The organism is Daejeonella sp. (assembly GCF_049655485.1).
In the GTDB taxonomy this organism is placed as follows: domain Bacteria; phylum Bacteroidota; class Bacteroidia; order Sphingobacteriales; family Sphingobacteriaceae; genus Daejeonella.
On the sequence record NZ_JBASJU010000299.1, the window covers coordinates 1 to 9729 of the forward strand.

The 9729-nt window shown below is 42.5% G+C and carries 12 protein-coding genes; 10 read left to right on the top strand and 2 right to left on the bottom strand.

Annotation, left to right across the window (positions count from 1 at the left end):
• From WBJ10_RS12395 to WBJ10_RS12440, 10 genes are all read left to right on the top strand, one after another.
• The coding region (locus WBJ10_RS12395) for a uroporphyrinogen-III synthase (protein WP_424290744.1) at positions 1 to 648 on the top strand (648 nt) is incomplete at its 5' end.
• A 1-nt stretch (position 649) separates the two neighbouring features.
• Positions 650 to 1618: a porphobilinogen synthase gene (gene hemB / locus WBJ10_RS12400; protein WP_424290764.1), complete on the top strand. Its 969-nt coding sequence runs from the start codon at positions 650 to 652 to the stop codon at positions 1616 to 1618.
• A 166-nt stretch (positions 1619 to 1784) separates the two neighbouring features.
• Complete coding sequence (gene hemL, locus WBJ10_RS12405) at positions 1785 to 3167, top strand: glutamate-1-semialdehyde 2,1-aminomutase (protein WP_424290746.1); 1383 nt, start codon at positions 1785 to 1787, stop codon at positions 3165 to 3167.
• Positions 3168 to 4043, top strand: coding sequence for a sensor histidine kinase (locus WBJ10_RS12410; RefSeq protein WP_424290748.1), 876 nt, complete (start codon positions 3168 to 3170; stop codon positions 4041 to 4043).
• A complete protein-coding gene (locus tag WBJ10_RS12415; protein WP_424290750.1) occupies positions 4033 to 4737 on the top strand; it encodes a response regulator transcription factor in 705 nt (234 codons plus the stop codon). Before WBJ10_RS12410 ends, WBJ10_RS12415 begins: the two co-directional genes overlap by 11 nt.
• Positions 4738 to 4739: 2 nt before the next feature.
• The gene (locus WBJ10_RS12420; RefSeq protein ID WP_424290752.1) at positions 4740 to 5258 is read left to right on the top strand and encodes a tetratricopeptide repeat protein; all 519 of its coding nucleotides are present in this window, start codon (positions 4740 to 4742) and stop codon (positions 5256 to 5258) included.
• 11 nt (positions 5259 to 5269) lie between these two features.
• Positions 5270 to 6295, top strand: coding sequence for a uroporphyrinogen decarboxylase (gene hemE, locus WBJ10_RS12425; protein WP_424290766.1), 1026 nt, complete (start codon positions 5270 to 5272; stop codon positions 6293 to 6295).
• A gap of 5 nt (positions 6296 to 6300) precedes the next feature.
• The gene (locus WBJ10_RS12430) at positions 6301 to 6837 is read left to right on the top strand and encodes a CopD family protein (RefSeq protein WP_424290754.1); all 537 of its coding nucleotides are present in this window, start codon (positions 6301 to 6303) and stop codon (positions 6835 to 6837) included.
• 53 nt (positions 6838 to 6890) lie between these two features.
• The gene (locus tag WBJ10_RS12435) at positions 6891 to 7298 is read left to right on the top strand and encodes a hypothetical protein (RefSeq protein WP_424290756.1); all 408 of its coding nucleotides are present in this window, start codon (positions 6891 to 6893) and stop codon (positions 7296 to 7298) included.
• 334 nt (positions 7299 to 7632) lie between these two features.
• The gene (locus WBJ10_RS12440; RefSeq protein ID WP_424290758.1) at positions 7633 to 8766 is read left to right on the top strand and encodes a hypothetical protein; all 1134 of its coding nucleotides are present in this window, start codon (positions 7633 to 7635) and stop codon (positions 8764 to 8766) included.
• A 74-nt stretch (positions 8767 to 8840) separates the two neighbouring features.
• Here WBJ10_RS12440 and WBJ10_RS12445 read toward each other — a convergent pair whose 3' ends face one another.
• Together WBJ10_RS12445 and WBJ10_RS12450 are read right to left on the bottom strand one after the other, a co-directional pair.
• Positions 8841 to 9137 (bottom strand): chaperone modulator CbpM, encoded by a 297-nt coding sequence (locus WBJ10_RS12445; protein ID WP_424290760.1) that lies wholly within the window; start codon positions 9135 to 9137, stop codon positions 8841 to 8843.
• Between the two features lie 4 nt (positions 9138 to 9141).
• Positions 9142 to 9729 (bottom strand): DnaJ C-terminal domain-containing protein (locus WBJ10_RS12450; protein ID WP_424290762.1); only part of this gene is annotated, 588 nt, incomplete at its 5' end.

The following is a 9729-nucleotide window of genomic DNA, read 5'->3' on the forward strand; positions in this document are numbered from 1 at the left end:
GAGAAGCATGGAATAGAAATTGAAGGCCGTTCCTTAATTAAAACCTACCCTTCAATAAATAAACTGGATTCTTACATTCTCAGAAATATCGATTGGGTATTTTTCAGCAGCAAGAATGCAATCGACTACTTTTTCAGGCTTGAGCCACATCTTCCTAAGAAGGCTAAATTTGGCGTACTAGGACGTGGTTCGGAGGATGCTCTTCGTTATTTAGGTAAAACTGCCGATTTCAACGGCGAAGAAGAGGGTATTGATACAAAAGATATAGCGAAGGAATTTGCTCAAATTGCAAACGGTTCTCATGTATTGTTCCCAAGCGCAAAAGGCTCTTTGAGAACCATTCAGAAAGCCTTATCGGCAGATACGAAAATTGTGGAACTCACCGTATACGAGACAGTTCCTGAAGAAAATGTTACGCAGTCCTACGCAGATGTGCTGATTTTTACCAGCCCGTCAAATGTGGAATCTTATTTCGCTAATAATTTACTCGAACCTGATCAGCAGGTGATCTGTATTGGTAAATCCACAGGCAAGAAGTTTGATGAAATGGGTGTAAAATACGCTCTTCCGTATTCTCCAGATGAGGTTGGCCTTTCTGAAGCCGTCTTCGCACTTGATTATATTGACAGAAGGGATAGTTCTTATTGATATGCTGATACGTCCCAGAAGATTAAGGAAATCGCCGATAGTGCGGGAAATGGTAGCCGAGACCCGGCTTTCAAAGGATATGTTTATATACCCTTATTTCGTAGTTCCGGGTAAGGGTACGGTTCATGGCATTGATGCGATGCCCGGCATCAGCCATTTCAGCTCAGATACATTGGTTAAGGATGTAGAGAAGTCATTAAAGCTCGGTATCAATAAAATCCTGCTTTTTGGAGTAGGCGAAAAGAAAACCGAGGACGCGAGTTCTTCTTTTGATAAGGATTCGGTTGTTGCAACTGCAGTAAGGGAATTGAAGTCGGCTTTTGGCAGTGATCTTTTCGTGATCACTGATGTGTGTACCTGTGCTTATACAACTCATGGCCACTGCGGTATTATGCATGATGACTATGTGCACAATGACCAGTCGGTCGACGTGCTGAGCAAAATGGCACTGGAACATGCTAGAGCGGGAGCTGATATGGTTGCCCCATCGGATATGATGGACGGACGTATTCTGGGGATCAGGAACGTACTGGATCAGAATAGCTTCGAAAACACCTCCATTATGAGCTATAGCATTAAATTTGCTTCTGCTTATTACGGGCCTTTTCGGGAAGCTGCTGATTCTGCGCCTAATAAAGGAGACCGCAAAGCTTACCAGATGGACTTCAGAAACCCGAGGGAAACTATGCGTGAAGCTGTTCTTGATGAGCAGGAAGGCGCTGATATTCTAATGGTTAAGCCTGCTTTGGCTTATTTAGATGTTATTCATCGTTTGAGAGAAAATACCGATCTTCCGGTAGCGTGTTATAATGTTTCCGGGGAATATTCAATGGTCAAAGCTACAGCAGAAAAAGGCTGGATTGATGAGCAAAAGGTAGTAATGGAAAATATGTACGCGTTCAGCAGGGCTGGGGCGAATATTATTATTACGTACCATGCTAGGGAGATTTTGGAGAAGGGTTGGATGTAATTGGAGCCAAGAGCCAGGAGCCAGGAATCAAGACAGAAAACGAATAAGGAACAAAGAACAAGGAACAAAGACTTCCACCAGTCGGCTGGAGAAGTGTAATAGAATAAAAAAGGTAGGCCTTAGTCGCTATGCAACTTATAGCCTACAACTTATAACGTACAACTCAATGTTAGAGTCATTAAAAAAAATCTTTTCCGGATCAGAAGCAGAAGTGCCGGTGAATTATACGGGGAAGCCAGATATATCGAGAGAGAAGTCTGCTGAACTGTATGAGAAATCGAAAATGTATTTCCCGGGTGGTGTGAACTCCCCGGTAAGGGCTTTTAAATCCGTACACGGTACGCCTTTATTCATACAAAAAGGCGATGGTTGTTTTGTGTGGGATGCGGACGGAAACCAGTTTATCGATTTTTGTGCCTCCTGGGGTCCATTGATTCTGGGCCATAATCATGCGGGTGTTCGTGAGAAGGTGATTGAAGCGATGCAGAATGGAATGAGTTTCGGTGCACCAACTGCACTCGAAAACCAGTTGGCGGAACTGATCTTAAAAAATAATAAATACATAGAGAAACTTCGTTTCACCAGCTCCGGAACTGAAGCTGTAATGTCGGCTATTCGTTTGGCACGCGGTTATACTAAACGCGATAAGATCATCAAGTTTGAAGGATGCTACCATGGTCATTCCGATTCCTTGCTTGTAAAAGCTGGTTCGGGTTTAGTGACTTTCGGGGAAACTTCATCAGCCGGGATTCCAAAAGCTTTTGCCGATGAAACAATAGTAGTTCCTTTAAACAATGAAGAAGCTGTAAAAGCCGCCTTTGAGCAGTTCAGCGATCAGATAGCCGCGGTTATAATTGAACCGATTCCGGCGAACAATGGTTTACTGCTCCAAACCAAAGAATTTCTTGAATTCCTGCGCTCGATATGTACACAGCATAATGCATTGCTGATTTTTGATGAGGTCATTTCAGGTTTCAGAGTAGGCTTTGAAGGAGCTGCGGGATTTTATCAGATTAAACCTGATATTGTAACCTATGGTAAAATCATCGGCGGAGGCCTTCCGGTTGGAATGTACGGGGCTTCCTCTGAGATCATGGGGATGATATCGCCTGACGGGCCGGTCTATCAGGCGGGGACTTTGTCGGGCAATCCGGTGGCGATGGCTGCGGGCATTGCCCAGCTTACGGAATTGTCAAAGTCAAGTTTCTATAAAGACCTTAATAATAAAGCTTCGGAATTCACTGAATCCATTCAGCGTTTTGCATCTGCCCGGAATTATAAGGTAAAGGTATTCTCAATCGGCTCGATTTTCTGGTTCGCGTTTACAGAAAGAGAAACTATAAGTTCTGCCGAGGATATCGATCCGTCAAGCATGGAAAAATTCAAGGTTTTTCACCGTGAGCTTTTGAACAGAGGGGTATACTTTGGGCCATCAGGTTACGAAGTTGGATTCATCTCATCTGCACATTCTAAAATCGAACTTGAAAAGGCTAAGCGGACAATTTTCGAAAGTCTGGATTTTGTATTTAGGGGGGCGAGAGCGGATTAAATGAGGCGGCCTCTGGTAATATTTTACTGTCTTGTCGTGTACATGACCCTTCAGCTGGTCTGGTGGGGAATATTACTGATGAAGGCCAGGCCGAATAGTACAGGGATGATAGTAGGTGAGGCTGCCGTCTTTTTATTTATTGTACTGATCGGGGCTGTCTTTATGCACAAAACCCTTACCAAGGAGCGAAAACTGCATCAGCAGCAAAAGAACTTTCTTTTGTCGGTTACTCATGAATTAAAATCTCCTTTAGCTTCTATAAAGCTATATCTCCAAACCATCCTGAAACGTGACCTTGAACGGGAGAAACAAATAGCCTTCATAACAAATTCCTTAAAAGACATAGAGCGTTTGGACGACCTGGTAGAAAATATGCTGCTGGCCAGTAAGATCGATAGTAACTCCTATTCTTTTCCAAAAGAGGAGTTTAATTTTTCAGAACTCGTTAAACAGGTAGCCGAACGTTTGCAAGTGCATACCTGTAGTTCCCAAATTATAAGTGCAGATGTTGAGAAGGGTGTGGCGCTTAAAGGAGACAAATTCGCGCTGACATCAATGGTCACCAATCTTATTGAAAATGCGGTTAAGTACTCCCCGCCCTGCGCGGAAGTTAAAGTAAAATTATTCCGCAAAGATGGAGAGGTGCACTTCGTCACCGCTGACTCCGGTATCGGGATAAGTGATATGGAAAAAACACGTATTTTTGAGAAGTTCTACCGGGTGGGCAGTGAGGATACCCGTAAAACAAAAGGTACGGGCCTGGGCTTATTTATAGTTAAACAGGTAGTGGAGAAACATCAGGCCACAATTAAAGTAATTAACAATCAGCCTTCGGGGACAGTTTTCGAAGTAATATTTAACGCAAATGCTAGCTAAACAAAGAATCCTGCTGGTAGAAGACGAAGATCATCTTCTCGAAGCTATCAAACTTAACCTGGAAATGGAAGGGTACAAAGTGTCGACCGCGACAGACGGTAAGAAGGCACTTAAGATATTCAAGGAAGAACGCTTTAATCTGGTGATCCTGGATGTAATGCTTCCTGAAATTGATGGATTCCAGGTAGCTGAAACTATTCGCCTTGAAAACACAGAAGTCCCTATCATGTTCCTTACTGCCAAGAACACCAGCGAAGACCGGGTAATGGGATTGAAAAAAGGTGCTGACGATTATCTGGTAAAGCCATTTAATCTTGAAGAATTGATACTCCGGGTGGGGATCCTTGTTAGGAGAAGCATGAAAGGCGATGACCTGAAGGAACTGAATTCTTACAAGATCGGCGACAAGACGATCTATTTTAATTCATTTGAATTGAAAGATGATGACGGGACGATAACCCCTCTTACCAAAAAGGAGACCATGCTGCTTAAGCTTTTGATCGAGCGACGTAATGAAGCTGTATCCCGTGAGCAAATCCTGGAAACAGTATGGAATTACGATGTTTATCCTTCAACACGTACCATAGATAACTTTATCCTGACCTTCAGGAAATACTTTGAGCCGGATCAAAAAAATCCGACTTATTTCCATTCAATCAGGGGAGTTGGATATAAATTTACAGATACCCATTAAAAATGTTCACTAAAAAAGCCCGCTTCTGGGTTATAGGAGTTGCCGTATTTTTGCTGGGCTGGACTATCAGCCAGCAGGTGTATGAAATAACTGCTATCATCGGTATCGGAATTGCCCTATTGATTTGGGGCTACTTCCGCGAAGGTACAGTGGTAATGGCAGCCCGTGAATTCCATGCCAAAAACTATGACGGTGCTGAGGAGCTTTTGAAGGAGATTGATGATCCGGACAGGCTGGGCAAGCATCGCCGGGGCTTTTATGAGTTCATTTACGGAAATTTAGAGCTACATCGCCAGAATTATGAGGAAGCTGAAAAGCATTTTCAAATTGCCAGCAGGTTTCCCTTAAGGAACCAGAATGACAAGGCAATAGTTCTTGTGCATCTGGCCAACCTTAATCTTCGTAAAAAGGATTACTTACGCGCTGCGGCATACGTAGAGCGGGCAAAATTATATACTATTACCTCCAAGGTAAAAACAATTATCGAAAAAATCGAATCAGAAATTAATAAAGCAGAGTGAGTCATAACAATATACAAGACAGTCTTTTTTTACGTGCCGCGTTTTCTAAAAATACAGAACGCCCGCCGGTTTGGATGATGAGGCAGGCAGGCCGTTTTATGCCGGAATACTGGGAAATAAAGAATAAATACTCTTTTCTTGAGATGTGTAAAACTCCCGAGATCGCAGCGGACGTCACCATGCTTCCAGTGAATCTGCTGGGGATAGATGCCGCCATATTATTTTCGGATATCCTTGTCACGGCTGAAGCCATGGGCGGTGAGTTAAGTTTTACCCAGGGTGTTGGTCCCCGTTTCGCAAACCCGGTGCGTAACCAGGCCCATGTTGATGCCTTGCTTACTGATGTTGAAGACAGGCTTCAATACGTTGCAGATGCCATTAAGGTAATACAGCAGCGATTAAACGGAAGCATTCCTCTGATAGGTTTCGCAGGCGCGCCGTTTACGGTGATGAGTTATTTAGTGGAAGGAGGCTCGTCGAAGGATTTTAAGCTGACAAAACTACTTATCCATAACCATCCTGAACTTGCACACCAGCTTCTTGCGAAGATCGCAAAGGTGACTGTTGATTATTTGAACCTGCAAATAGAAGCCGGTGTAAATGCTGTTCAGCTATTTGACAGCTGGGCGCTGGCTTTATCATGGGATGATTATACCGAATTTTCCCACAATTATAATAAGGAGATCATATCGAAACTAAACCGTAAGGACATCCCTGTGATTTCTTTCTGTAAAGGAAGTTCCGTATTTGCGCCTTTAATGGCTGAGACAAAACCGGATGTTATCTCTGTGGACTGGAACGCTGACCTCCTTAATATCAAGAAAATTTTACCATCCGGTATAGCAGTACAGGGAAACCTCGACCCTCACATACTGTATGCTGATAAGTCAGTGATTAAAGATAGGATCCACCGTTTATTTGAAAGAATGCGTGGTCAAGATGGTTTTATCTTTAATCTTGGACATGGGATTATGCCTGATATTCCGTTTGATAATGTCAAATATGCGGTGGAACTTATTAAAGAGTTCCGATATTAGTTGAAATGACGTACCTCTATCTCCAAGCCATCCACATTATCTTCGTCGTTAGCTGGATGGCCGGGCTGTTTTACATCGTACGTTTGTTTATTTATCATGTTGAGGCTAATGACCGGCCGGAGCATGAGAAAGTGATTTTGCAGCGGCAGTTCGAAATCATGCAGCATAAATTATGGTATATTATTACCACGCCTGCCATGGCTCTTGCTGTTCTGGCTGGTGTGGGAATGCTTTACGTCAATCCGAATCTTCTTTCCCTGCCCTGGATGCAAGTTAAACTGACGTTTGTTCTAGGCCTCCTGATATATCATTTTATTTGCCAGAACATCATCAATCAATTGAAGAAGGGGATTTTCAAGTGGACTTCCACCCAACTCAGGATCTGGAATGAACTTGCAACGATTTTCTTAGTTGCTATTGTGTTTACTGTAATTCTTAAAAGTGCGATCGACTGGATTTACGGATTAGTGGGTTTGGTGTTGTTTAGTGTGATTATTATGTCGGCGGTGAAGGTTTATAAGTATTATCGGTTAAAGGGGTAATCCATTTTGTAACACCTTTTCACTTTCAAACGTATTGTCTTAAAAAAGCCACCATGCAAAACCACCTCAAGTCCATAATTTGTATTCTGCTCCTTTCTCTTATTGCTTGCGATAAAGCAGAAAATTTTGAAAATAATATCGACGGCACCTGGGAACTCAGGCATGTTAAAGGCATCCAAATCGCTGGTATGTCTCCAGATTTCCCTCCCGGGAACGGTTATATAATAAAGATTGATGGGAATACTTATCAAAGGTTTCATAAAGGGGCGGCAGTTTCTAGTGGTACGTTTGCCGTTATTAAAACTGAGCTTGAAATAGACGGCATAAAATTTCCTTTTAAACTTGACTTTGATCAAGCTACAGATACTGATGTGTACGCAAAAATATCAGGTAAAAAGTTGATACTTTCTATCGGCTCTATGGCATCAGATGGAACGACCTCCACTTACGAAAGGTTATAATGTAGCAGAGCCGTAGCGGAAAACTTAATCTGTTCGATTTGTTACATCTTTATAACTCTTTGCATGAATTTAAGCAACGTTGCCCCTATTAGCGACTCAGTTGCATGAATTAGCGACTCGGTTGCATGAATTAGCGACTCCGTTGTCACTTTTAGCGACTCGGTTGTATGAATTAGCGACTCCGTCGCACCAATTTGCTTCAACTAAACACCTTTTAAAACATCGTTGTTAATAGGGAATATCGCAGCACTTTTGCATCCTCTATTGACTGATATTCCTATCTTAGCCCTTGCATTTTTTCCTGCACCAACTCGCAGCGTTTGGAACTAGCTTAATGAAGAAGATTTACTTTCTGGTTTTATTTATTTTCTCATTAACTGCCCTGCAGGCACAAATTGTAAACGACAGCCTCGAATACCGCATCCGCCCAGACAGCCTGAAAACCGGCGAGCTTCACCTGAGCTTTCATAATTTCAATTACATGCGGAATTATGAATATTTTAATAAGATACAGGATGGCTATACTCTATTTGGAGCGATGCTCGAACCGCAATTGCTATACTACGCTCATCCGCAACTATCGATCTCTGCTGGGATACATTTACGCAAAGATTTCGGAGGGCGGGGCATATACCGGACGTTTCCCTTATTTGCAGTTAAATACAAGAAACATAATACCACGCTGATCAACGGTGTATTGGAAGGAAGTATACATCACCGAATGATTGATCCGGTTTATGATTTTGAAAAGCGGATCACTGAACCGGTAGAATATGGTACCCAGTTCATAGTCGAAAACAAGTCACTTTTCCTGGATGCCTTTATCAATTGGAAGAGGATGATTTATAAACCTTCGCCAGATCAGGAACAAATAGTGGGAGGTGCATCTTTAGATGTCGCTTTAATTAGAAACTCTAAAGTGAGCCTTTCTTTACCAGTACAGTTTACTGCTTTTCATCAGGGCGGACAGATCGATGTATCAACTGTGCCCTTGCAAACCTTAGTAAATACTGCGCTTGGCGTCAAAATCAGGGTCCCCATCAATGGTTTTGTGAGTGCTTTCCGGTCAGAGAACTACTATACAGGCTACACAGATCTTTCCTTCACATTGGCCCAGCCCTTTTCCAGTGGAGGTGGATGGTTTCTCAACAGTGGAATTGATACGAAATATGGTTCAGTGATGGGAACTTATTGGGATGCAAATGAATATATTTCAACGCAGGGAATGCCTATATATCAATCCGTTTCGCAGCATATTAACTATGTTGGATTGACCCAGGCAAGCCGACGTCTGCTTATGGTGCGATATTCTTACCAAAAAAAATTGGTTCCTAATCTTTATCTCGATTTTAGGTTTGAGCCGATGATGGACTTAAACAGGCCCAGGGGTAAGAAAAAGATCGAGTTTTCAAACTCTTCCTTCCTGGTTTATAAACAGGAATTCCGCCTGCACAAAGTCAAAAATTGAGATGGCCGTGAGCTAGACTGCTCATTTTCTTATTTGCTCATTCGCTAATTAGATTCACCTTTCACCTACTTAACTTATTCTTCGTCCTCATAAAGTCTTAGACGGTTCTTCAAAACCACAACTTCCTGTTGCAATTCTTGAATCTTTTCTACCAGGTGCCCAATGGTGTCGATGCCTTCGGTATTAATATCCAGGTCACGGTGAAGACGAAGCATCCGTTCCAGCTTTTCCAGCTGATTTTCCGGGATGTATTGTACCTGTTCGACGCTTATAGTTTCTACAAGCCCGAACTCTTCAAGATTGCGGATAAACGAAAATTCAATATTATGATGAATACAGAATTCGTCTGTTGATATCATGTTCTTTACCATAATTTCAGATGCCAGGTTCAAAAATCTGTTTGAATAATTCTTTCTGCTTTTCAGATAGGCCAGTAGGGATCTTTACAGTATAAGTAATATAAAGATCGCCAAACTGATTTTCCTTTTTGTAAACCGGGAAACCTTTCCCTTTCAGTTTTACTTTCGTGCCATTCTGTGTTTCAGGATTTACTTTGAGTTTGACCCTCCCGCTCAGGGTATCCACAGTAATCTCGTTTCCAAGCACCGCGGATTGCAAATCAATATCGACCGTTTTGTAAAGATCATTACCTACGCGTTTGAATTCGGGATCATTTGCAACAGCGAACTTAATATAGAGATCCCCGGCTGGCCCTCCCTGCATTCCCGGTCCGCCATGCCCTGCGATTTTGATGGTCTGACCGTTTTCAATACCTGCCGGTATGGTCAGCCGAATATTTTTCCCATTGACAGTAAGAGTTTGTTTTTGAGATGTATACACGTCCCGCAGATTTAGCCGCAGCTCGGCATTAAAATCCTGCCCTTTGAAATTTGTCTGCCTTTGTTTTCCTCCTCCGAACATAGAACTAAAAAAATCTGAATAATCCTCCCCGCCAAAGTCCTG

What these genes read in the sequence shown, in the direction of transcription:
- WBJ10_RS12445 (WP_424290760.1), bottom strand. Translation starts at nt 9,137, where the DNA reads ATGGTAAAGAACATGATATCAACAGACGAATTCTGTATTCATCATAAT.
- WBJ10_RS12430 (WP_424290754.1), top strand. Translation starts at nt 6,301, where the DNA reads ATGACGTACCTCTATCTCCAAGCCATCCACATTATCTTCGTCGTTAGC.
- WBJ10_RS12415 (WP_424290750.1), top strand. Translation starts at nt 4,033, where the DNA reads ATGCTAGCTAAACAAAGAATCCTGCTGGTAGAAGACGAAGATCATCTT.
- hemL (WP_424290746.1), top strand. Translation starts at nt 1,785, where the DNA reads ATGTTAGAGTCATTAAAAAAAATCTTTTCCGGATCAGAAGCAGAAGTG.
- WBJ10_RS12440 (WP_424290758.1), top strand. Translation starts at nt 7,633, where the DNA reads ATGAAGAAGATTTACTTTCTGGTTTTATTTATTTTCTCATTAACTGCC.
- WBJ10_RS12410 (WP_424290748.1), top strand. Translation starts at nt 3,168, where the DNA reads ATGAGGCGGCCTCTGGTAATATTTTACTGTCTTGTCGTGTACATGACC.
- hemB (WP_424290764.1), top strand. Translation starts at nt 650, where the DNA reads ATGCTGATACGTCCCAGAAGATTAAGGAAATCGCCGATAGTGCGGGAA.
- WBJ10_RS12420 (WP_424290752.1), top strand. Translation starts at nt 4,740, where the DNA reads ATGTTCACTAAAAAAGCCCGCTTCTGGGTTATAGGAGTTGCCGTATTT.
- WBJ10_RS12435 (WP_424290756.1), top strand. Translation starts at nt 6,891, where the DNA reads ATGCAAAACCACCTCAAGTCCATAATTTGTATTCTGCTCCTTTCTCTT.